The 19,647-nt window shown below is 63.4% G+C and carries 26 protein-coding genes and 1 pseudogene; 22 read left to right on the top strand and 5 right to left on the bottom strand.

Annotated elements, in window-relative coordinates:
- Positions 1-130 precede the first annotated feature (130 nt).
- From ABT23_RS08010 to ABT23_RS07995, 5 genes are read left to right on the top strand one after another with little or no spacing between them, the layout of a single operon-like run.
- On the top strand, positions 131-466 hold the full coding sequence (locus ABT23_RS08010; RefSeq protein ID WP_296633476.1) for a DUF883 family protein: 336 nt from the start codon (positions 131-133) through the stop codon (positions 464-466).
- A gap of 42 nt (positions 467-508) precedes the next feature.
- Entirely contained in the window at positions 509-868 is a 360-nt protein-coding gene (locus ABT23_RS08005; protein WP_296633475.1) for a phage holin family protein, read from the top strand.
- Entirely contained in the window at positions 865-1,143 is a 279-nt protein-coding gene (locus tag ABT23_RS14800; RefSeq protein WP_296658333.1) for a YqjK family protein, read from the top strand. Before ABT23_RS08005 ends, ABT23_RS14800 begins: the two co-directional genes overlap by 4 nt.
- Positions 1,144-1,159: 16 nt before the next feature.
- Positions 1,160-1,825, top strand: coding sequence for a hypothetical protein (locus tag ABT23_RS08000; RefSeq protein WP_296633473.1), 666 nt, complete (start codon positions 1,160-1,162; stop codon positions 1,823-1,825).
- Positions 1,826-1,867: 42 nt separating this feature from the next.
- On the top strand, positions 1,868-2,179 hold the full coding sequence (locus ABT23_RS07995) for a DUF1840 domain-containing protein (protein ID WP_296633471.1): 312 nt from the start codon (positions 1,868-1,870) through the stop codon (positions 2,177-2,179).
- A gap of 31 nt (positions 2,180-2,210) precedes the next feature.
- Here ABT23_RS07995 and arfB read toward each other — a convergent pair whose 3' ends face one another.
- Both arfB and murI read right to left on the bottom strand, forming a co-directional pair.
- Complete coding sequence (arfB, locus tag ABT23_RS07990; RefSeq protein WP_296633470.1) at positions 2,211-2,636, bottom strand: alternative ribosome rescue aminoacyl-tRNA hydrolase ArfB; 426 nt, start codon at positions 2,634-2,636, stop codon at positions 2,211-2,213.
- Between the two features lie 16 nt (positions 2,637-2,652).
- Positions 2,653-3,450, bottom strand: coding sequence for a glutamate racemase (gene murI / locus ABT23_RS07985; protein WP_296633468.1), 798 nt, complete (start codon positions 3,448-3,450; stop codon positions 2,653-2,655).
- Positions 3,451-3,518: 68 nt separating this feature from the next.
- On the opposite strand from murI, the gene ABT23_RS07980 reads away from it, so the two are divergent.
- On the top strand, positions 3,519-4,133 hold the full coding sequence (locus ABT23_RS07980) for a cation transporter (protein ID WP_296633467.1): 615 nt from the start codon (positions 3,519-3,521) through the stop codon (positions 4,131-4,133).
- A gap of 29 nt (positions 4,134-4,162) precedes the next feature.
- On the opposite strand, the gene queG is transcribed toward ABT23_RS07980, so the two are convergent.
- A complete protein-coding gene (gene queG, locus ABT23_RS07975; protein ID WP_296633465.1) occupies positions 4,163-5,221 on the bottom strand; it encodes a tRNA epoxyqueuosine(34) reductase QueG in 1,059 nt (352 codons plus the stop codon).
- Between queG and tsaE the strand changes: the two genes are divergently transcribed.
- From tsaE to ABT23_RS07945, 6 genes are all read left to right on the top strand, one after another.
- The gene (gene tsaE / locus ABT23_RS07970; protein ID WP_296633463.1) at positions 5,216-5,701 is read left to right on the top strand and encodes a tRNA (adenosine(37)-N6)-threonylcarbamoyltransferase complex ATPase subunit type 1 TsaE; all 486 of its coding nucleotides are present in this window, start codon (positions 5,216-5,218) and stop codon (positions 5,699-5,701) included. The genes queG and tsaE overlap by 6 nt on opposite strands.
- Entirely contained in the window at positions 5,683-6,891 is a 1,209-nt protein-coding gene (locus ABT23_RS07965; protein WP_296633462.1) for an N-acetylmuramoyl-L-alanine amidase, read from the top strand. The genes tsaE and ABT23_RS07965 overlap by 19 nt, the downstream gene beginning before the upstream one ends.
- Complete coding sequence (locus tag ABT23_RS07960) at positions 6,888-7,427, top strand: hemerythrin domain-containing protein (protein WP_296633460.1); 540 nt, start codon at positions 6,888-6,890, stop codon at positions 7,425-7,427. The genes ABT23_RS07965 and ABT23_RS07960 overlap by 4 nt, the downstream gene beginning before the upstream one ends.
- Complete coding sequence (gene mutL / locus ABT23_RS07955) at positions 7,424-9,190, top strand: DNA mismatch repair endonuclease MutL (protein ID WP_296633459.1); 1,767 nt, start codon at positions 7,424-7,426, stop codon at positions 9,188-9,190. Before ABT23_RS07960 ends, mutL begins: the two co-directional genes overlap by 4 nt.
- A 62-nt stretch (positions 9,191-9,252) precedes the next feature.
- A complete protein-coding gene (locus ABT23_RS07950) occupies positions 9,253-9,615 on the top strand; it encodes a S24 family peptidase (RefSeq protein ID WP_296633457.1) in 363 nt (120 codons plus the stop codon).
- 148 nt (positions 9,616-9,763) lie between these two features.
- Positions 9,764-10,219, top strand: coding sequence for a ligand-binding protein SH3 (locus ABT23_RS07945; protein ID WP_296633456.1), 456 nt, complete (start codon positions 9,764-9,766; stop codon positions 10,217-10,219).
- A gap of 96 nt (positions 10,220-10,315) precedes the next feature.
- On the opposite strand, the gene ABT23_RS07940 is transcribed toward ABT23_RS07945, so the two are convergent.
- Entirely contained in the window at positions 10,316-11,338 is a 1,023-nt protein-coding gene (locus tag ABT23_RS07940) for a class I fructose-bisphosphate aldolase (RefSeq protein WP_296633454.1), read from the bottom strand.
- 158 nt (positions 11,339-11,496) lie between these two features.
- On the opposite strand from ABT23_RS07940, the gene miaA reads away from it, so the two are divergent.
- Positions 11,497-12,438, top strand: coding sequence for a tRNA (adenosine(37)-N6)-dimethylallyltransferase MiaA (gene miaA / locus ABT23_RS07935; protein WP_296633453.1), 942 nt, complete (start codon positions 11,497-11,499; stop codon positions 12,436-12,438).
- A 5-nt stretch (positions 12,439-12,443) separates the two neighbouring features.
- On the opposite strand, the gene xseA is transcribed toward miaA, so the two are convergent.
- On the bottom strand, positions 12,444-13,799 hold the full coding sequence (xseA, locus tag ABT23_RS07930) for an exodeoxyribonuclease VII large subunit (protein ID WP_296633451.1): 1,356 nt from the start codon (positions 13,797-13,799) through the stop codon (positions 12,444-12,446).
- A gap of 336 nt (positions 13,800-14,135) precedes the next feature.
- Between xseA and ABT23_RS07925 the strand changes: the two genes are divergently transcribed.
- The 9 genes and pseudogenes from ABT23_RS07925 to ABT23_RS07885 form a co-directional block, all read left to right on the top strand.
- Positions 14,136-14,741, top strand: a complete 606-nt coding sequence (locus tag ABT23_RS07925) for a MotA/TolQ/ExbB proton channel family protein (protein WP_018509371.1) — start codon at positions 14,136-14,138, stop codon at positions 14,739-14,741.
- Between the two features lie 8 nt (positions 14,742-14,749).
- Entirely contained in the window at positions 14,750-15,166 is a 417-nt protein-coding gene (locus ABT23_RS07920; RefSeq protein ID WP_296633450.1) for a biopolymer transporter ExbD, read from the top strand.
- Positions 15,167-15,174: 8 nt separating this feature from the next.
- A complete protein-coding gene (lpxK, locus tag ABT23_RS07915; RefSeq protein ID WP_296633448.1) occupies positions 15,175-16,164 on the top strand; it encodes a tetraacyldisaccharide 4'-kinase in 990 nt (329 codons plus the stop codon).
- A gap of 45 nt (positions 16,165-16,209) precedes the next feature.
- Positions 16,210-17,319: a GGDEF domain-containing protein gene (locus tag ABT23_RS07910; protein WP_296633446.1), complete on the top strand. Its 1,110-nt coding sequence runs from the start codon at positions 16,210-16,212 to the stop codon at positions 17,317-17,319.
- The gene (locus tag ABT23_RS07905) at positions 17,300-17,485 is read left to right on the top strand and encodes a Trm112 family protein (RefSeq protein WP_296633445.1); all 186 of its coding nucleotides are present in this window, start codon (positions 17,300-17,302) and stop codon (positions 17,483-17,485) included. The genes ABT23_RS07910 and ABT23_RS07905 overlap by 20 nt, the downstream gene beginning before the upstream one ends.
- 18 nt (positions 17,486-17,503) lie before the next feature.
- Positions 17,504-18,262 (top strand): 3-deoxy-manno-octulosonate cytidylyltransferase, encoded by a 759-nt coding sequence (gene kdsB / locus ABT23_RS07900; protein WP_296633443.1) that lies wholly within the window; start codon positions 17,504-17,506, stop codon positions 18,260-18,262.
- Between the two features lie 102 nt (positions 18,263-18,364).
- Complete coding sequence (adk, locus tag ABT23_RS07895; RefSeq protein WP_296633441.1) at positions 18,365-19,018, top strand: adenylate kinase; 654 nt, start codon at positions 18,365-18,367, stop codon at positions 19,016-19,018.
- 7 nt (positions 19,019-19,025) lie between these two features.
- Positions 19,026-19,391 carry a hypothetical protein gene (locus ABT23_RS07890; protein ID WP_296633440.1) on the top strand — a complete coding sequence of 122 codons (366 nt, stop codon included), beginning with the start codon at positions 19,026-19,028 and terminating at the stop codon, positions 19,389-19,391.
- An 88-nt stretch (positions 19,392-19,479) separates the two neighbouring features.
- A pseudogene (locus ABT23_RS07885) lies at positions 19,480-19,647 on the top strand (diphosphate--fructose-6-phosphate 1-phosphotransferase); the annotation flags it as partial.

Raw genomic sequence — 19,647 nt, 5'->3', positions numbered from 1 at the left:
GTGCGCCCGCACGCAGACTGCGCAGGGAAATTGGCCTATAAATATAAATGAGGGTGCAAGAGTATTGATCGTGAGACAGGCCAGAGACAGGTTGGCCTTTGAGCATCGGCATTTAATGGAGGAATAGGCAATGAGCACGCAAAACGTATCTGGCGAATCGGATGTTCCCGACGTAACGAAAGAGCAGCTTATTGCTGATTTCAAGACGGTCATATCGGATGCCGAGGCTTTGATCAAGGCGACGGCCAACCAGGGCGGCGAGGCACTGGCTTCGGTGCGCGCCAAGGCCGAAGCGTCGCTTGCCAAGGCGAAAGCACAGATGGCTGATGCCGAAGCTGCGCTGCTGGTGCGGGCCAAGGCGGCTGCCAAGGCGACGGATGCCTACGTTCACGAGAATCCGTGGAAAGCAATCGGCATTTCCGCCAGTATCGCGCTGCTTGTCGGTTTCATCATGGGGCGCCGCTAGCGACATCTCATGAGTGACCCCAAACCAGGTGGAAGCGGGGGGTTGTTCGATTCCCTGAAGGGGCTCGCCGCAAGTCTCATCGCTATCGTGCACACCCGGCTCGACCTGCTGTCGACGGAACTGGAAGAAGAGCGGGCGCGGCTGGCCTCAGTGCTGGTGATGCTGTTTGTGGCGCTGTTCTGTATCGGTATCGGTGTGGTGCTGCTCGTTTTCCTGATCGTGGTCGCCTTCTGGGAGAGCCATCGCCTTCTGGCACTGGCGGGACTGACGGCATTTTTCCTGGTGGGCGGTGCGACGGCGATTGGTTTCGCCCGGCACCGACTCAGAACTAAACCGAAGCTGTTCGCCGCAAGCCTGGCCGAGTTATCGAAGGACCGAGAGCACTTGGTGCAACGATCATGAGCAATACTTCGAACCGTCTGGCCGAACACCGTGAGAACCTGGTGGCGCAGGCTGCAGCGCAACGGCGCGCATTGGCGCAAACCGTTGCACCCTGGCATGCACCGTTGGCATTGGCGGATCAGGGCTTGGCGGCACTTCGCACCGTCAGACGGCATCCGGCCCTGTTGCTAGGGGCTGCACTTGTGTTCGCACGCCTGCGGCGGGGACGCGCGGGCAAATGGCCCCGATACCTGTGGGCAGGATGGCAGATCGGGCGTCGGATATTCAGGGACTGAACAATTCAACAGGAGAATGGAAATGCGCTACCTGCTTATTGTGTTGTCGATGCTGTTTGTCCCATTAACGACGGTGCGTGCGGACGTCAGTGTCGGCGTCGGCATCAGCGTGCCCGGCGTCAGCATCGGGATCAACATGCCGGCCTATCCGCGGCTCGTTCGGGTGCCAGGCTATCCGGTCTACTACGATCCGCGCGTGGATTTGAATTTCTTCTTTTATGACGGACTGTACTGGGTATTTATTGGGGACAACTGGTATGTGAGCAGCTGGTATAACGGGCCGTGGGATTTGGTGGATTACTATGACGTGCCGCTGTATATCCTGCGTATCCCGGTGCGCTACTACCGTCGTCCGCCGCCCTATTTCCATGGCTGGCGCGCCGACGCGCCGCCGCGCTGGGGCGAGCACTGGGGCCGCGAGTGGGAACAGCGTCGAGGCGGGTGGGACCAATGGGACCGCCGTTCCGCCCCCCGCCCCGCACCGTTGCCGTCCTATCAGCGGAATTATTCGGGAGATCGCTATCCGCGCGAGCAGGAACGTCAGCATACGATTCGTTCCGAACGCTACCGTTACCAGCCGCGCGAGCCCGTGACACAGCAGCATTATCAGATGCAGCGCGGCCCATCCGGGCAACAAGGGCAGGGGAAGAGAAACGAAGGGCGCGGTCCGGATCACCGGTGACCCGAACGAACGATCGATAAAGAGTAGACGGAAGGTGTTGGCGTGCTGGTGACGTTTACGTGCAAAGCCTATGCGGACATTACCATGTTCGGTGATGTCGCATTAGGCATGTTGAGAATGATGGGACACAGCGAAACGGTTCCCGGCGCGATTCTGGCCGAGGATGTGCCTGCGGCGCTGGATCGTTTGAAGCGCGCGGTCGAAACGGCCAAGGCGGCTGCGCCGCACGATGCATCGGAGAGCAGGGGTGACGATTCCGACGAGCCGCCTGTCAGTCTGGCGCACCGGGCCTTGCCCCTGATCGAGTTGCTTACGGCTGCCGCGCGGCAAAAGGTCGACGTGATGTGGAAATGAAGCGGACGCGCTATCCGTAAGCTTGATCCGATCAATGCTCGGTTCCAGGTTTCAAGCCACGCAGTTTCTTGGTCTCGCCCCGCCGCTGCTTGCTGTCCAGACGCCGTTTTTTTGACGCCAGTGTGGGACGGGTCGGACGGCGCGGCGTTTCCACTTCGCAGGCTTCGCGAATCAGTGCGAGCAGCCGTTCCAGCGCATCGTCACGGTTGCGCCGCTGGCTCCGATAACGCTCGGCTTCGAGGATCAGGATCCCGTCCTGGGTGAGGCGGCGGCCCGCGAGGGCCATCAGGCGGACGCGAACCGGCTCGGGCAGCGAGGGGGAATGGGCGACGTCGAAGCGCAGTTGCACGGCGGTCGACACCTTGTTGACGTTTTGCCCGCCGGGGCCCGAGGCGCGCACGAAGTCTTCCTGGATTTCGCGCTCGTCGAGCTCGATCTGGGCGTTGACCCGGATCATGGCCGTCGTGTTTCGATCACCACTTCACCACGTGCACGTTGTTGAGTGTGCGGCCCAGAAAGCGTTCGCCAATGGTCTGGAAGCGCAGCGGCACGTCGGTGACGTAGAAATCGTAGCGCGGCTGGGCGTGGCTGGGATTGGCGAGATGCTTCTCCGCCAGGACGGCCGCGACCTGTTCGGCCATGGCTTCGGCAGAATCGACCAGCGCGACTTCGTCGCCGACCACCTGGCGCAGCAGCGGCTTCAGCAGCGGGTAATGCGTGCAGCCCAGCACCAGGGTGTCGATGTGTTCGGCCAGCAGCGGTTTCAGGTAGTCCTGTGCCGCCAATCGCGTGACTTCGTGGTCGAGCCAGCCTTCCTCCACCAGCGGCACGAACAGCGCGCAGGCCTGCGAATGGATGCGTGAGTCGGGCGCATAGTCGTGGATGGCGCGCGCGTAGGCGTTGCTGTTGATGGTGGTGGGGGTGCCGATGACGCCGATTTTCCTGCCGCCTCGCGCCGACACCGCGCCGGCGTCGATGACGTCGAGCACCGGCACCGGCGACAGGTCCTTGACCACCTGCGCCGCCACCGCCGCCATGGTGTTGCAGGCGATGACCAGCAGCTTGACGTCCTTTTCCAGCAGGAACTGGGCGATCTGGGTGGTGAAGTGGGCAATGGTCTCGACCGACTTCACGCCGTAGGGCACGCGCGCGGTGTCGCCGAAGTAGACGATGTTCTCGTAGGGCAGGCGCTCCATTAGGGCGCGCACCACGGTCAGGCCGCCGATGCCGGAATCGAATACGCCAATGGGGGAATGTGCATTCGTGGACATGGGTGGCAGCATGACGGGATGAAAACACACGCATTCTACCTTCAGGGCCGCCTGTGGCGGCATCCGGCATGAGCGGCTGCGCTTGCGATTCGGCGTGCGACGCGCCGCCGCCCGATCCAGGCTACCGGCGTGCGCTGTGGATTGCACTGGTGCTGAACGCGCTGATGTTCGGCGTCGAAATCGTTGCCAGCCTGGTGGCACAGTCGGTGTCGCTACTGGCTGACGCGGTCGATTTCCTCGGCGACGCGGGAAACTACGGCGTGGCGCTGTTCGTCCTCGGGCTGGCGCCGGTGTGGCGTTCGCGTACCGCGCTGTGGAAAGGATGGCTGATGGTCGGCTACGGTGTGTTCGTGCTCGGCAAGTCGGCCTGGCAGTGGTCGGCGGGCGTGGTGCCGGAACCGTTCATCATGGGTTGGGTGAGCCTGTTGGCGCTGGCGATCAACGTCGGTGTCGCCGCGCTGCTGTATGCGTATCGCCAGGGCGACGCGCAGGCGCGCTCGGTGTGGCTGTGTTCGCGCAACGACGCGCTGGGCAACCTGGCGGTGATGGGAGCGGCAGCTGGGGTGTGGGTGACCGCGCATGGTTGGCCGGATATCGCGGTGGCGCTGGTGCTGGCGGGGTTGGCGTTGAGTTCGGGCGCGTCAGTTATCCGGCATGCGCAGCGCGAGTTGCGCGTGAATTAAAACAGCGTCAAGCAGGAATTACAGGCGGTCTAAACTATTTCCTGGCGCGCCAGGGCCCACGCGACATGCTCGCGCACCAGTTCGGACGGGTGTGCGAGTTGTGCAGCAAGCGCAGCTTTGATTTCAGGCGAAGCGGGCGCGTTGCCCAGCGCGACGGCGATATTGCGCAGCCAGCGTTCATGCCCGATGCGGCGGATAGCTGAGCCGGCCAGACGGTCGTTGAAGTCCATCTCGCTCCAGGTGAACAGTTCGACCAGCCGCGCGCTGTCGAGCCCGTTCCGAACTCTAAAATCGGGCAGCGCGGCGGTCTGCGCAAAGCGGTTCCACGGGCATACCAGTTGGCAATCGTCGCAGCCGTAGATGCGGTTGCCGATGAGCGGGCGTAATTCAACCGGAATGCTGCCCTTGAGTTCGATGGTGAGGTAGGAAATGCAGCGCCGTGCGTCGAGCGAATAGGGCGCGACGATGGCCTGCGTGGGGCAGATGTCGATGCAGGCCTGGCAGGTGCCACAGTGCTCGGCTTCCGGCACATCCACCGGCAGCGGCAGGTCGGTATAGATCTCGCCGAGGAAGAACCACGAGCCGTGCTGCCGGTTCAGCAGCAGGGTGTGCTTGCCGCGCCAGCCGAGGCCGGATTTCGTGGCGAGTTCGACTTCCATCACCGGCGCGCTGTCGGTGAAGACCCGGAAATGATGGTCGCCGATTTCTGTGCTGATCTTTTCGGCCAGGCTTTGCAGCCGGTTGCGCAACACCTTGTGGTAGTCGCGGCCCAGCGCATAGCGGGAGACATAGGCAGCGTCCGTGTCATTCAGTACCGCATGCGGATCGGTCGACGCCGGCGGAAAATAGTCCAGCCGTGCGCTGATGACACGGACGGTTCCGGGTACCAGTTCGGCCGGGCGGCTGCGCTTCGTGCCGTGCGCCGCCATATAATCCATCTCGCCATGAAAGCCCCGATCCAGCCATGCCTGCAAGCCTGCCTCCGCGGCGCTCAGCTCGCCGTCCGCAATGCCCACCGCGGCAAAGCCGAGCTCGCGCCCCCATCGCTTGATTTGCTGCGCCAGTCGAGTTAAATCCCGCTCATGCATAAGACCGATGATACCGTGCACTGCCGCCGTCATCTGGCCGACGAGGCCGCGACGCTGGCATTCGGCGCGCAGCTGGCGCAGGGAATGACGGCGGGGCTGACTTTTTATCTGGAAGGCGATCTCGGCGCCGGCAAGACGACACTGGTGCGCGGGGTGCTGCGCGCGCTGGGTTATGGCGGTCGGGTGAAGAGTCCGACCTATACGCTGGTAGAAAGCTACAACCTGCCCGCATTTGAACTGTATCATTTTGATCTATATCGTATGCATGATCCGCGCGAGTGGCTTGACGCTGGGTTTCGCGACGTGAGCGATGGCCGGGTGGTCAGCTTGATCGAATGGCCGGACAAGGCTGCCGGCTGGTTGCCTGCCCCGGATGTGGTCATTCGGTTGACAATCGCCGACGATGCGCGCGAAATTGAATGTGAAGCGGCGAGCCCGCGTGGCGCCCACTATCTGGAGACATGTTGCACGCCTTGTTGAGAATTTTCCTGTTGTGCGGTTTGCTTGCGTCGGGCTGGGCCCAGGCGCTGCAACTCAGCGCCACCCGTCTGTGGCCGTCGTCCGACTACACGCGGATCACCCTGGAGGCGCCACAACCGGTCGCGTACAAATACTTCATGCTGTCGAACCCGCAGCGGCTGGTGGTCGACCTAGAGGGCGTGGAGGCGGGTGCGGCGCTTGACGCGCTGGCCGGACAACTCAGCCCGGACGATCCCTACATCGGCGCGATCCGCGTGGGACTCAACCGCCCGGGGGTGATGCGCCTGGTGCTGGACCTGAAAACAGCCGTCAAGCCTTCCGTATTCCAGCTGCAGCCGCTGGGACAGTATGCGCATCGTCTGGTGGTGGATCTCTACCCGGCCCAGGCGGGTGATACGGTGGCAAGCGACCCGGCCGCGACCTCGCAGCCTGCAGTGGCCACGCCAGCCAAACCGGAAGTGCCACAATACACGCGACTGATCACGGTGGCGGTCGATGCCGGCCATGGCGGCGAGGATCCCGGTGCCAGCGGGGCGAACGGCTCGCACGAGAAGGACATCACGCTGGCGCTGGCCAAGAAGCTCAAACAGAAAATCGACGCCCAGGAAAATATGCATGCCGTCCTGATCCGCGACGGCGATTATTTCGTGCCGCTCGGGCAGCGGGTCGTCAAGGCGCGTGCGCTGAAGGCCGACCTGTTCATGTCGATCCATGCCGATGCCTTCATCAAGCCGCACGCGCGTGGCTCGTCGGTGTTTGCACTGTCCGAGAACGGCGCGACCTCGGTCGCCGCGCGCTGGCTGGCCAAGCGCGAAAACGACGCCGACCTGATCGGCGGCGTCAACGTCGACGTCAAGGATCCCTTCCTCAAGCGCACGCTCATCGATCTGTCGCAGACCGCCACCATCAACGACAGCCTGAAGCTGGGGCGGGCGGTGCTGAAGGAAATCGGCGGCGTCAATACGCTGCACAAGGGCGAGGTGGAGCAGGCGGGCTTTGCCGTACTGAAGGCGCCCGACATTCCTTCGATCCTGATCGAGACCGCGTTCATCTCCAACCCTGAAGAAGAAAAACGCCTCAACGACCCCGGCTACCAGGACAAGCTGGTGGATGCCATCGTCGATGGCGTCAAGGATTACTTCGCCAAGCATCCGTTGACTGCGCCGTCGCGGCTGACGCGCAACCCATGACCGTGAGCCTGCTCGGTGCGGCGGCCCCTGGATTCGACCGGCCGCTCGATGTGCTGGAAGCGTGTCACGGCCGCATAGCCCGGCAGTGCGATACCCTCGGCAAACTGCTGGCGCATCTGCCGGCACATGGTGCGGATGCCCAGGCACAGCAGGCGGCGGGCGCGATCCTGACCTATTTCGATACGGCTGCGGTGCATCACCACGACGACGAGGAGCGCAACCTGTTTCCGCTGCTCGAACAGGCCGGCGCGCCGGGCGCCTGTGATCTGGTCGAAACCCTGACCCTGGAACACGACGAACTGGCGCTGTTGTGGCGACGGCTGCGCGGCCAGCTGCAGCAGATCGAAGCCGGCTCGGCCGCCACGCTGGATGAGGCGTTGACGCATCGTTTCGTCGCACTCAATCGCAGCCATCTCGAATTCGAGAACACCCATGTGCTGCCGCTGGCACGGCAGGTTCTGGACGCTGCCGCCATCGAGCGTCTGGGGCGTGCCATGGCTGCCCGGCGGGGCGTCGCGTTTGCAGGCTCGCTATGACCATCCGTGTTCTGCCCGATGTGCTGATTTCGCAGATCGCAGCGGGCGAGGTGGTCGAACGTCCGGCCGCGGCGCTCAAGGAGATCCTGGAAAACAGCCTCGATGCCGGGGCCACCGACATCCAGATCGATCTGGAACAGGGCGGCATCAAACGCATTCGTGTTGCCGACAACGGCGGCGGCATCGCGCACGATGAATTGGCGCTTGCCTTGACCCGTCATGCCACTAGCAAGATCGCCAGTCTGGCCGACCTGGAGCGGGTCGCGAGTCTGGGGTTCCGCGGCGAGGCCTTGGCTTCGATTGCCGCCATCGCGCGGGTTCAGCTCATCAGCCGCAATGCAGATGCGGAGCACGCCTGGGCGGTACAGGCTGAAGGCGGCCGCCTCGACGTACCGGCGCCCGCCGCGCGCGCCACAGGCACCACGATCGACATCCAGGACCTGTTTTTCAGTACCCCGGCGCGGCGCAAGTTCCTCAAGACCGAAGCCACCGAATACGCCCACTGCGCCGAGACCGTGCGGCGGTTGGCCCTGGCGAACCCGCAGGTGTCATTCACGCTGAGCCACAACGGCCGGACACAGTTGCGCCTCAATGCCGAGCCTGCCTCTGCGCGAGTCCGGCAGGTGCTGGGCGAGGCGTTCGAGCAGAACAGCATCGCAGTCGAGGCTGCGGCCGGCGTGCTGCGGGTGTCCGGCTGGGTGATCCGTCCCAGCGCCGCCACGGGCAGCCGCGACAGCCAGCATGTATTCGTCAATGGCCGCTATGTGCGCGACAAGCTGATCGTCCACGCGTTGAAGGAGGCCTACCGCGACGTCCTGCATCACCAGCTGAATCCGGCGTATTGCCTGTTCATCGAATTGCCGCCGGATCTGGTCGACGTCAACGTGCATCCGGCCAAGACCGAGATCCGGTTCCGCGACAGCCGCGGTGTGCACCAGTTCCTGTTCCATGCGGTCGAGCGCATGCTGTCGGCGCCGGTGGCGGCGGATGTCGCCGTGGCCGCATCGGGGGCGTCGCAGGCTTCCCCGCAGCCGGGCTGGGCCGCGCCCCGGCAAACGGCGATGCCGCTGCAGGTGAACGAAGCGATGGCGTTCTATGCGCCTTTGGACCAGGGGACCCGGGTGCAGGATTCGGAGGGGGTACCGTCGATGCGTCTCGTGCCGGATGACGGGGCCGATGCGCCGCCGCTCGGCTATGCGCTGGGCCAACTGCACGGCGTGTACGTGCTGGCACAGAACGCGCAGGGGATGGTACTGGTCGACATGCACGCCGCACATGAACGCGTCGTCTACGAAAAACTCAAGACTGCGCTGGATGCGCGCGCCGTGCCGGCGCAAACCCTGCTGATCCCGGTCGCACTGGCGGTCGACGCCCGCGACGTGGCGGAAATCAGCCCGCACCTGGATCAGCTGGCCGGGATCGGCTTCGAGTTGTCGGTGACCTCGCCGACCTCGGTGGCGGTGCGTTCGGTGCCGTGGCTGCTGAAGGACGCCGACCCGGTCGAGTTGACCCGCGCCGTGCTGGCCGAAATTGCCGAATTCGGCGTGGCGCGTCTGCTCGCCGAGCGGCGCAATGAATTGCTGGCGACACTCTCCTGCCACGGTGCGGTGCGCGCCAACCGCCGCCTGACGCTGCCTGAGATGAACGCGCTGCTGCGCGAAATGGAGGCCACCGAACGGGCCGGGCAGTGCAACCACGGCCGCCCGACCTGGTTCCAGGTCAGCCTCGGGGAACTCGACGCCATGTTCATGCGCGGCCGTTGATTTTGCGACTGGCGCGTTTATATATAAGCTTTGGCTAATTAATTTGGCGAAGCGAGCCCATCATGAACGAACGTACCGAACGCAAAACCATTCCCATCCAGGAGGTCAACGAGGCCAGCAACTGCGCCAGCGCCGAACCCTACGCGTTGATGGTGCTGGGCGATTCGATGATGCCGGAATTCGAGGAAGGCGAAATCATCGTGGTCGAGCCGTCCGGCCTGGTCAGGGACGGCTCCTATGTGGTGGCCTACGTGAATGAGGAATACATCTTCCGCCAGATCGTGAAGCGGGACGACGGCTGGATGCTGAAGCCGCTCAATCCCCTGTACGAGAACATTCCGGTTGCCGATATCGACGTCGCCAAGGGCGTGGTGATCATGAAGAAGCGCCCCGGTAGGCGGAGAGAACAAAAAAGATATATATGATTTGTTGATCCATAGGGTCAGCCTGGCCGGGCATCATTATCAGAAATTATGATTGGCACATAGATAAATTAAATAAATTAGTTGACTAAATTACTCAGGTATGTAGACTGGAGTCGTAGTACTTCCCTTCTACAACAGGAGAAAAACCATGAGTGGATTGATCGCTAATTTTCCGACCGACGGTATCGTGACAGTCAACCGGGTGGTTCTGAAACCGGAATACACGGTGGACGACTTGCAGGAACGGGTGGCGTTTTTGTGTGAGAACGTCAAAACCTACCATTCCGATACCGGTTTCGTCGGCGGTTTCGTCGCCCTGAATTCCGGCCAAGTGTCGAATGAAGGCTCGACCATCGGCCAGGCTGTCGAAAGCCCGATGAAAGGCAAGGAAGCCTTGATCGTGACGTTCTGGACCGATTTCGAGAACCACGAGAGATCGCATCGTTCCGAAACCTTCCAGCCGCTGTTCCAGAAAGTGCTGGATCTCTGTGAAAACGGCAACGAGGAGATCGCCTACGAAATGCTGTGGTCCGGCAAGGCCTACGGCCCCGAGGAAATCGGGGCGGCCCGCAAGGCCAAGACGCAGTACGCGCACGCGGCCTGACGTCTCGGGCACCGGCAGTCGAAGCGGCAGGGGAAACCCTGCCGCTTTTTTATGGCACGTTCTACCGTGCCGTCATACGTGGCCAAGTGGCCGGGATCAGGCTGCGCTTTCCATGGCGCGCACGTATTGTCCGTCGCGGGCCAGGCCATTGAGGTTGCAACGTTTGAGCAGTGCCTGTTGCGCAGCGGCGACCCGGTCTTCCCGACCTTGCCAGGCGGCCAGCACCGGTGCCTGCAGTGCCCGTCCATAGGAAAAGCTGACCTGCCATGGTTGCGGTCCCAGCGCATTCATGGCATTGAGATGCTCGGTCGCGTCTTCCGCGCTCTGCCCGCCGGACAGGAACACGATCCCCGGCACCGCGGCCGGCACATAGCGCCTGAGGCAGCGTAGCGTAGCTTTGGCCACCGCCTCTACGCCGGCCTGGTGTGCGCACTTCTTGCCGGCGATCACCATGTTCGGTTTCAGCAGCATTCCCTCGAACAGCACGCCATGGGCGTCGAGTTCGGCGAACACGGCCTGCAGTGCCTGTGCCGTCACTGCCTCGCAGCGTTCGATGCCGTGGGCGCCGTCCATCAGTACTTCCGGTTCGACGATCGGCGCCAGCCCGGCCTCTTGGCACAGCGCGGCATATCGCGCCAACGCGTGGGCATTGGCGCGGAGGCCGAAAGCGGACGGGATAGCACGTTCGTCGATCTCGATCACGGCTCGCCACTTGGCAAACTGCGCGCCCAACTGCTTGTATTCGGCAAGCCGGTCGCGCAAGCCATCCAGTCCCTCGGTCACCTTCTCGCCGGGGCGGCCTGCCAGCGCCTTGGCACCCTGGTCGACCTTGATGCCCGGGACGATGCCGCGGTCTGCCAGCAGCCTGGGGAAAGGAATGCCGTCGCGAGTATGCTGGCGCAGGGTTTCATCGAACAGGATGACGCCGCCGAGGGTGCGCTCGATCCCTTCGGTGGTGAACAGGATTTCACGGTAGCGGCGGCGATTTTCCTCGGTGGACTCCACCTGGATCGAATCGAGGCGCTTCTTGATGGTGGGATTGCTTTCGTCTGCTGCCAGCACGCCTTTCTGCCGTGCGACGATGGCATTCGCCACGGATCTGAGTTCGTCGGTATTCATGGACTTACGGCCCTCCGGATGGGATAAGCGCATCGGATTTCAGGCAGGCATCCTGCCTGCTGTCTCTCACTCTAGACCTTATATGGCTGCGCTCCATGGGGACTTTCCGCATACACGGGAGCCGGCCGCGACGGCAAGCTGGGGGATAATCGCCCTCCATGCCTGCATCCAGCCCTCCGCCCGCCATTTTTCTCATGGGTCCGACCGCCTCGGGCAAGACCGCGCTGGCGGTCAGCCTGGTCGAGCGCTTCCCACTCGAGATCATCAGCGTCGACTCGGCGCTGGTGTATCGCGGCATGGATATCGGCACCGCCAAGCCCGATGCCGCCACGCTCGCCCGTGCGCCGCACCACCTGCTCGATATCCGTGATCCCACCGAAACCTATTCTGCCGCCGCCTTTTGCGACGATGCGAGGCGGCTGATGGCCGACATCGCCGCGCGCGGCATGGTGCCGCTGCTGGTCGGCGGCACCATGCTGTATTTCCGCGCGCTGCTGCAGGGACTGGATGATCTGCCGCGCGCCGATGCGGCGCTGCGAAAGGAGCTGGAGGCGGAGGCGGCCGCGCGCGGCTGGCCGGCGCTGCACGCCGAGCTGGCCGTAGTCGATCCGGCGACTGCGGCGCGGCTGGCACCGAACGATTCGCAGCGCATCGGCCGTGCGTTGGAGGTTTTCCGGCTCAGCGGCACCCCGATGTCGGCGCTGCTCGACCGTGTGCAATCCGAACTGCCGTATCGCGTCTTGCAACTGGCCTTGATCCCGTCCGACCGCGCGGTGCTGCACCAGCGCATCGCCGCGCGCTTCGACGCCATGCTCGCCGAAGGCCTGATCGACGAAGTGGACACCCTGCGCCGCCGTTACGCGCTCAACGCCGATCTGCCGTCCATGCGTGCAGTCGGCTACCGCCAGGCCTGGGCCTATCTCGACGGCGAAATCGATCTGAAAGACTTGCGCGAGCAGGGCATCGCCGCCACCCGCCAGCTCGCCAAGCGCCAGCTGACCTGGCTGCGCTCGTGGCCTGACGTGGTGGAGCTGGATTGTCTCGTGGACGATCTGGGCACGCAGGCGATGGACCTCGTGGCCCGCCATTTAAGGTCGTAAGCCGCTCAGTCCTCGCGGGTGGAATCGACCGTGGCACGGACCTGCCCGCGGTGCAGGCGGATGCCGATTTTTTCACCGGCATCGAGCACCGCGGCATCCTGGACCACGCTGCCGTTTTCCCGCTGGACGATGCTGTAGCCGCGCGCCAGCACGCCTTCGGGGTTGAGGTGGGCGAGGCTGCTGGCCAGCCGTGCAAGAGTGAGCCGGTGCTGACCGAAACTGCCCTGAACCGCGCGTTGCGCGCGCAGCCCCAGCGCGCCCAGGCGCTGTTGTTCGCGCTGGATGACATGGCGCGGCGTGACCAGCCGCTGACTCAGGCGCGCGATGCGCAATTGTTCGCGCGTCAGGCGCGTGCCGCTGGCGTGGTGGAGACGCTGCGCCAATTGGTTCAGTTCGGTCTGGCGGCGGCGCAACTGCTCGGCCGGGTGGACCAGCCGCCGCGCCAGGTAATCCAGCCGCTGCATCTCGCTGTGCTGCCTGCGCGCGTGATGATGGTGGAGTTGGCGGGCCAGGTGATCCAGTTGCTGCAATAGCTCCTGGCGCACCGGGCTGGCGAGTTCGGCCGCGGCCGTGGGCGTTGGCGCGCGCAGGTCGGCGGCGAAGTCGGCCAGGGTGAAATCGGTTTCGTGACCGACGCCGCTCACCACCGGCATCGGGCTGGCGGCGATCGCGCGCGCCACCGCCTCGTCATTGAACGCCCACAAATCCTCCAGCGAACCGCCGCCGCGGCACACCAGCAGCACGTCGCATTCGTCGCGTTCGCCGGCCGTGCGGATGGCGGCGGCGATCTGTGCGCCGGCGCCCGCGCCCTGCACCGGGGTCGGGTAGAGGATCACCGGCAGGCCCGGCATGCGGCGCGCCAGTGCGGTCAGCACATCGTGCAGGGCGGCGGCCTGCGGCGAGGTGACGACGCCCACTGTGCGTGGGAAGCGCGGCAAGGCGCGTTTCGTCATCGGGTCGAACAGGCCTTCGGCTTCCAGCTTGGCCTTCAGTTTCAAAAAAGCTTCATACAGCCGCCCGGCACCGGCGCGGCGGATCGCTTCGGCGCCCAGCTGGAATTCGCCGCGCGCTTCGTACAGCGAAGGCAGGGCGCGGATCTCGACGTGGTCGCCGTTGGCGGGGGTGAAATCGGCAAACTGGTTGCGCCCACGGAACATCACGCAGCGCACCTGTGCGTTCACATCCTTCAGGGAAAAATACCAGTGGCCGGAGGCGGCACGGGTAAAGTTGGAGACTTCGCCCTCCACCCAGAGCAATGGGAGTTGCGACTCCAGCGCGCGGCGCGCCATGCGATTGAGTTCGCTGACGGTGAGCACAGGCAGGGCGGGCGCGTTGTCGGGAAAGTCGTCCTGGAGATCCATGGCGTGCAGGATAACGGCTTGGGCTCGGCACGGTTCATGCACAGTCACCAAACGATCATAAAAAAAATTGGATAACCCTATTGACGATAGTTGTCTTTTTGTAAATTCTTGATTTTAAAAGGATAAGCTTATTGTCTACTTTTTGGGCCAAACCACTTTTTCCTTTGTGGGCGGGCGCTTAGGGAATCCGGCAGGGCGTTCTTCACAGACTTATCCACATCAATTGTGGAGAACTCGGGCTCCGATTGAAAATGCCGTCGGTCTAAAATTGGTGCTTGCCGAAACCGGCGCGTGAGCGCTACATTTCGCCTGTTGTTTTATTGGGAGTGGTATTCAGTGCTTGCCATCATCGAGGCGGCCGGTTGGCCGGTCTGGCCGTTGATATTGGCGTCGGTTCTCGCCGTGGCCATCATCATCGAACGTGCTTACAGCTTGCGCAGCCAGGAGGTCGCCCCTGCGGGCCTGTTGCTGGAGACAATCAAGATTTATCAGGAACGCGGCGTGACGCAGGAACTGGTCACGCATCTGGCCGATGGCTCGCCGCTGGGACGGATCTTCGCGACCGCGCTGAAGAACGCCCACAACTCGCGCGAGATCATGAAGGAGTCCATCGAGGAGTCCGGACGCGCCGTGACCCATGAACTCGATCGCTTCCTGACCTCGCTCGGCACCGTCGCCAGCATGGCACCCCTACTCGGACTGCTCGGCACGGTGATCGGCATGATCGAGATCTTCGGCGCGCAGACCGGCGGCGGCACCAATCCCGGCCAACTGGCGCACGGTATTTCGATCGCGCTCTACAACACTGCGTTCGGTCTGATCGTGGCGATCCCGGCGATGATTTTCTATCGCTACTTCCGGGCCAAAGTGGAATCGCTGGTGGTCGACATGGAGCAGCAGGCGATCAAGCTGGTGGAAATCGTCCACGGCGACCGGAAATAAAGGCAGCTATGGATTTCAGAAAAGGCCGCCGCGAGGACTACCCGGAAATCAACCTGATTCCGTTCATCGACATCCTGCTCGTCATCGTGATCTTTCTTGCGGTGACCACGACCTACGCGCGTTTCGCCGAACTCAAGATCAACCTGCCGACCAGCAGCGCCGCCCAGACGCCCAACCCGCCCAAGCAGATCGAGGTGGCCGTTTCCGAGGATGGCCGCTACGAGATCGACAGCACGGTCGTGGGCGATGCCTCGATCGATGGCCTGGCCGCCGCACTGAAGAAAGCCGCCTCCAACGAGAACGAGCCGGTCGTGGTGATCAACGCCGATGCGCGTGCCACCCATCAATCCGTGGTGAACGTGATGGAAGCGGCGCGCCGCGAGGGGCTGACCCGCATTACCTTCGCCACGCAAACCAACCCCTAAGCGGGCTCATGTTTTCGCTACAGCATGTCTGGGCACGCACGGGCGTGCTCGCCGTGCTGCTCCTGCCGCTCGCCATGCTGTTTGCCGTCATGTCTGGAGGGCGGCGCCTGGCGTATCGGCGCGGCTGGCTGCATGCGGTATCGGTCGGTGTGCCGGTGATCGTGGTCGGCAACATCACTGCCGGCGGCAGCGGCAAGACGCCGCTGGTGATCTGGCTGGTGAACTGGCTGCGCAGCCAGGGCTATCGTCCCGGGGTCGTCAGCCGCGGCTATGGTGGGACGGCACGCGGTTGTGTCGAGGTGCAGGCCGATAGCCCGCCGGCGCAGGTGGGCGATGAACCCGTGCTGATCCGACTCAAGACGGACGCGCCGGTCGTGGTCGGACGCGACCGGGTGGCGGCGGCGCGCATGCTGCTCGAATGCCATTCGGACGTGGATGTGATCGTGTCCGACGACGGCCTGCAGCATTACCGTCTGCGTCGCGACATCGAACTGGCCGTCATCGATGCGACGACCGGACTGGGCAATGGCTGGCCGTTGCCGGCGGGGCCGCTGCGCGAACCCGCTGCCCGGCTGGCCAGCGTCGATGCGGTCGTCCAGGTGGTGCGCGGTACTGCCGAGCCGCGCACCTATCGCTCGGTCACAGGCTGGCGGGCCGACTACAGTGCGGGACGCGCTTATCGCTTGTGCGCCCCACAGGAAAAGCTGGCGCTACGCGACCTGCCGCCGCACGACTGGCTTGCCGCGACCGGGATAGGCCGACCGCAGGGATTCTTCGCCATGCTCGACCGACACGGCCTGCACTATCGCCCGCAAGCCTTCCCCGATCACCATGTTTTCCGACCAACGGACCTCCCCGCGGGTGGGGCGGTGCTGATGACCGAAAAAGACGCGGTAAAATGCCGGGAATTCGCAGGGCTGGACTGGTGGGCAGTGGAGCTGGAGGTCACCCTGGAAAATGGATTTGTTCGCTGGCTGGGCGCACGCCTCAAACAATAATTGCGCTCGCCCATGCGTGCGCATCTGAGGGAGGGAGGTATGGGCATGAAAAGTTCGGACTGGAGCGATCGCCGCCACCCCTGCCATTGGGAAGCCGAAAGCGATGACGCCGGCTTCTGGGTGCCCGACCGTTCCGAGATCGTCACCCAGTTTTTCACCCGCTACCTGTTTTTCTCGCTGGCGGTCATCTATTTCTCCACGCTGGAGAGTGTCCGGCCGGTGCTGTTTAGCATCGAGCAGCTGCTGGTTGCCTTGGGCGTTTATTTCTTCATCAACAGCTGGTTCTTCCGGCAGGCGCTGCAAGGCGTCACGCTGCTGAAGATCCGCAGCGCCATGAGTGCCGACCTGATCATCGTCACCTTGTGCGTGATCCACGATCCCAATCCGATTCCGCCTTCCGCGCTGGCCTTTCTGATGGTGCTGCTGGGCAACGGCATGCGCTATGGCATGCGGCTGTTCGCCGAAGTGCTGGGCGGCGCATTCCTCGGCATGGCGATCGCCTTTGCCTTCCGGTATCGGGTGGGCGGATTCGAGGTCAATGCGGGTGACGTGTTCTTCGGCGTGTTCTGGGTCACCCTGGCCTTGTATGCCTACATCCTGATGGGGCACATCGAAGCGCAGCGCCGCCAGCTCGACTACCGCAGCCGCTTCGACACGCTGACCGGACTGCTCAACCGCCACGGTCTTTTGGCTGCGGCAGACACCATTTTCGACAAGACGAATGCAGGTACGCCGGCCACGGTGCTATTTGCCGACCTGAACCAGTTCAAGGCGGTCAACGACCGCTACGGCCATGGCGTGGGTGACCGCGTGCTGGCCGAATTTGCGCAGATCTTCAACGAATCGGCCGAAATGGGTGTGTGCGGACGCTGGGGAGGCGACGAGTTCGTCGCGCTCCTGCCGCAACGCGACGAGGCCGCCATCCAGCAGATTTTCGAGCGCATCGAGGCCCGTACCGAAGCCTGGAGCACCAGCAACGGCCTGCCGATGGCAGTGAGCCTGGGCGTCAGCCATGCCCCGCGCGACGGCCACGACCTGATGACTTTGCTGTCGGTCGCCGACATCCATCTTTACCAAAGCAAGTCGAAGCGGCCCGAGTCGGTCGCTTTGTCCCCATTCAACAGGATACTGATCGATGAACCCCAAGCTTCTTGAAATCCTCGTCTGTCCGGTCTGCAAGGGCCCGCTCGACTGGAAAAAACCGGCGAGCGAACTGGTGTGCCGCGCCTGCCGCCTGGCCTATCCCATCCGCGACGATATTCCGGTGATGTTGCCGGAAGAGGCGCGCGCGCTGTCGCCCGACGAAATCCACGCCAAGTAGTCACGACGACGCTCCGACATGCATTTCCGCGTCGTCATTCCCGCCCGTTACGCGTCGAGCCGCCTGCCGGGCAAACCGCTGGCGGATATCGGCGGGCGGCCCATGGTGCTGCATGTACTGGACCGCGCCCTGCAGGCGGGCGCCGAATCGGTGGTGGTCGCCACCGACGATGTGCGGGTGCGGCAGGCCGTCGAAGCCGCCGGCCACCAGGCCCTGATGACCTCGCCGGATCACCAGTCCGGCACCGAGCGCCTGGTGGAAGTCGCCGAAACCCTGGGCTGGCCGGACGGCACGCTGGTAGTGAACGTGCAGGGCGACGAGCCGCTGATCGACCCGGCGTTGATCCGCGAAGCCGCGCGCCAGCTGGTGCTGCACGACGATGCGGTGATGGCCACGCTGGCGCATCCGATCCACGACCATGCCGATTTCGTCAATCCCAACGTCGTCAAGGTGGTGGCCGACGAGGCCGGCTACGCGCTGTATTTCAGCCGCGCGCCCATTCCCTGGCCGCGCGATGCCTTTGCCACGCAGCAGCCGATGCCACACGAATTCGGCGCCTTGCGGCACATCGGCCTGTATGCGTACCGCGTCGGCTTCCTGCGTACTTACGCCAGCCTGGCCAGTTCACCGCTGGAACGCTACGAGATGCTCGAACAATTGCGGGTGTTGTGGCACGGCCACCGCATCAGCCTCGGCGTGACGCCGATCGCGCCCGCCCCGGGCGTGGATACGCCGGAAGACCTGGCGCGGGTGCGGGCCCTGTTTCAGGCTGCATAGCAGCCTCTTGAATCCCGCAATAAAAAATTTTAAGTGTTGCTCGAACCGCGCTTGCCTTAGGCTAGTGCGGTTTTGACATATCCATAATCGAGGAGACACGCAATGCGTTTGATTTTATTGGGCGGTCCGGGTGCGGGCAAAGGTACGCAGGCCAATTACATCAAGGAAAAATACGGCATTCCCCAGATCTCCACCGGCGACATGCTGCGTGCGCAGATCAAGGCCGGCACCGAGCTCGGCATGAAGGCCAAGGCCATCATGGACGCCGGCGGCCTGGTGTCCGACGACATCATCATCGGCATGGTCAAGGCCCGCCTGACCGAAGCCGACTGCAAGAACGGCTATCTGTTCGATGGCTTCCCGCGCACCATTCCGCAGGCCGAGGCGATGAAGGCCGCCGGCGTGCCGATCGACTTCGTGGTCGAGATCGACGTGGCGGACGAAGAGATCGTCAAGCGCATGTCGGGCCGCCGCGTCCACGTGGCGTCGGGCCGTACCTACCATGTCGTGTTCAACCCGCCCAAGGTGGCCGGCAAGGACGACGTCACCGGCGAAGACCTGATCCAGCGTGACGACGACCAGGAAGAAACGGTCAAGAAGCGCCTCGACGTCTACCACGCGCAGACCGAGCCGCTGGTGAAGTACTACGGCGACTGGGCCGCGCGCGGCGAGGCCGGCGCACCCAAGTACGTGAAGGTTGCCGGCGTCGGCAAGGTCGAAGGCATCCGTGATTCGATCTTCAAGGCACTTGGCTAAGGCGACGATGCCACAACAGATTCACCCGCTGACCGACACCGAGCGCTGGATTGTTTCCAGCGCCGTGAAGGAGCGTTATGGCCGCGACGTCGTCATCCAGGACGTAGAAACCGAGATCCGCCTGCACATCGACGACCGCGAACTGACGCTGTGCCCAGGCTTCTACTGGAACGAGCACGGCTGCCACTTCGTGTTGTCGAAGACCGGCGATTCGCGCTATCGCAGCATGTTCTTCTATCGCATCCGCGACCGCTTCAGCACCGGACGCGAGGAATACGACGACATCGGCGACTGCGTCACCACACTGCTGAAAATGCAGGCCGATGAAGAAGCCAAGCGCCTGGCCGAGGGCGAAGCGTCCGGCAATAGTTAAAACTAAGCCAGCACTGTTTTCAATTAACACAGTGCTGGCTTTTTGTTTTGCAAATGACCACCAGAAATAACGAGGAGAAGCACCCATCATGGCGAAAAAAATGAACGCCTTTTACGCACAGTCCGGCGGCGTCACCGCGGTCATCAACGCGTCGGCCTGCGGCGTGATCGAAACCGCGCGCAAGCACAAGGACAAGATCGGCAAGGTCTACGCCGGCCGCAACGGCATCATCGGCGCGCTGACCGAAGACCTGATC

This window comes from Thiobacillus sp. SCN 63-57 (assembly GCF_001725555.1).
Lineage (GTDB): Bacteria > Pseudomonadota > Gammaproteobacteria > Burkholderiales > Thiobacillaceae > Thiobacillus.
The sequence above is the reverse complement of the archived record's forward strand: the minus strand, read 5'-3'. Positions and strand labels throughout refer to the sequence as shown.

Excerpts from the sequence above, each read along its gene's own strand:
- ABT23_RS08010 (WP_296633476.1), top strand. The coding sequence starts at position 131 with ATGAGCACGCAAAACGTATCTGGCGAATCGGATGTTCCCGACGTAACG.
- ABT23_RS14800 (WP_296658333.1), top strand. The coding sequence starts at position 865 with ATGAGCAATACTTCGAACCGTCTGGCCGAACACCGTGAGAACCTGGTG.
- ABT23_RS08000 (WP_296633473.1), top strand. The coding sequence starts at position 1,160 with ATGGAAATGCGCTACCTGCTTATTGTGTTGTCGATGCTGTTTGTCCCA.
- arfB (WP_296633470.1), bottom strand. The coding sequence starts at position 2,636 with ATGATCCGGGTCAACGCCCAGATCGAGCTCGACGAGCGCGAAATCCAG.
- murI (WP_296633468.1), bottom strand. The coding sequence starts at position 3,450 with ATGTCCACGAATGCACATTCCCCCATTGGCGTATTCGATTCCGGCATC.
- ABT23_RS07980 (WP_296633467.1), top strand. The coding sequence starts at position 3,519 with ATGAGCGGCTGCGCTTGCGATTCGGCGTGCGACGCGCCGCCGCCCGAT.
- tsaE (WP_296633463.1), top strand. The coding sequence starts at position 5,216 with ATGCATAAGACCGATGATACCGTGCACTGCCGCCGTCATCTGGCCGAC.
- queG (WP_296633465.1), bottom strand. The coding sequence starts at position 5,221 with ATGCATGAGCGGGATTTAACTCGACTGGCGCAGCAAATCAAGCGATGG.
- ABT23_RS07965 (WP_296633462.1), top strand. The coding sequence starts at position 5,683 with ATGTTGCACGCCTTGTTGAGAATTTTCCTGTTGTGCGGTTTGCTTGCG.
- ABT23_RS07960 (WP_296633460.1), top strand. The coding sequence starts at position 6,888 with ATGACCGTGAGCCTGCTCGGTGCGGCGGCCCCTGGATTCGACCGGCCG.
- mutL (WP_296633459.1), top strand. The coding sequence starts at position 7,424 with ATGACCATCCGTGTTCTGCCCGATGTGCTGATTTCGCAGATCGCAGCG.
- ABT23_RS07950 (WP_296633457.1), top strand. The coding sequence starts at position 9,253 with ATGAACGAACGTACCGAACGCAAAACCATTCCCATCCAGGAGGTCAAC.
- ABT23_RS07945 (WP_296633456.1), top strand. The coding sequence starts at position 9,764 with ATGAGTGGATTGATCGCTAATTTTCCGACCGACGGTATCGTGACAGTC.
- ABT23_RS07940 (WP_296633454.1), bottom strand. The coding sequence starts at position 11,338 with ATGAATACCGACGAACTCAGATCCGTGGCGAATGCCATCGTCGCACGG.
- miaA (WP_296633453.1), top strand. The coding sequence starts at position 11,497 with ATGCCTGCATCCAGCCCTCCGCCCGCCATTTTTCTCATGGGTCCGACC.
- xseA (WP_296633451.1), bottom strand. The coding sequence starts at position 13,799 with ATGGATCTCCAGGACGACTTTCCCGACAACGCGCCCGCCCTGCCTGTG.
- ABT23_RS07920 (WP_296633450.1), top strand. The coding sequence starts at position 14,750 with ATGGATTTCAGAAAAGGCCGCCGCGAGGACTACCCGGAAATCAACCTG.
- lpxK (WP_296633448.1), top strand. The coding sequence starts at position 15,175 with ATGTTTTCGCTACAGCATGTCTGGGCACGCACGGGCGTGCTCGCCGTG.
- ABT23_RS07910 (WP_296633446.1), top strand. The coding sequence starts at position 16,210 with ATGAAAAGTTCGGACTGGAGCGATCGCCGCCACCCCTGCCATTGGGAA.
- ABT23_RS07905 (WP_296633445.1), top strand. The coding sequence starts at position 17,300 with ATGAACCCCAAGCTTCTTGAAATCCTCGTCTGTCCGGTCTGCAAGGGC.
- kdsB (WP_296633443.1), top strand. The coding sequence starts at position 17,504 with ATGCATTTCCGCGTCGTCATTCCCGCCCGTTACGCGTCGAGCCGCCTG.
- adk (WP_296633441.1), top strand. The coding sequence starts at position 18,365 with ATGCGTTTGATTTTATTGGGCGGTCCGGGTGCGGGCAAAGGTACGCAG.
- ABT23_RS07890 (WP_296633440.1), top strand. The coding sequence starts at position 19,026 with ATGCCACAACAGATTCACCCGCTGACCGACACCGAGCGCTGGATTGTT.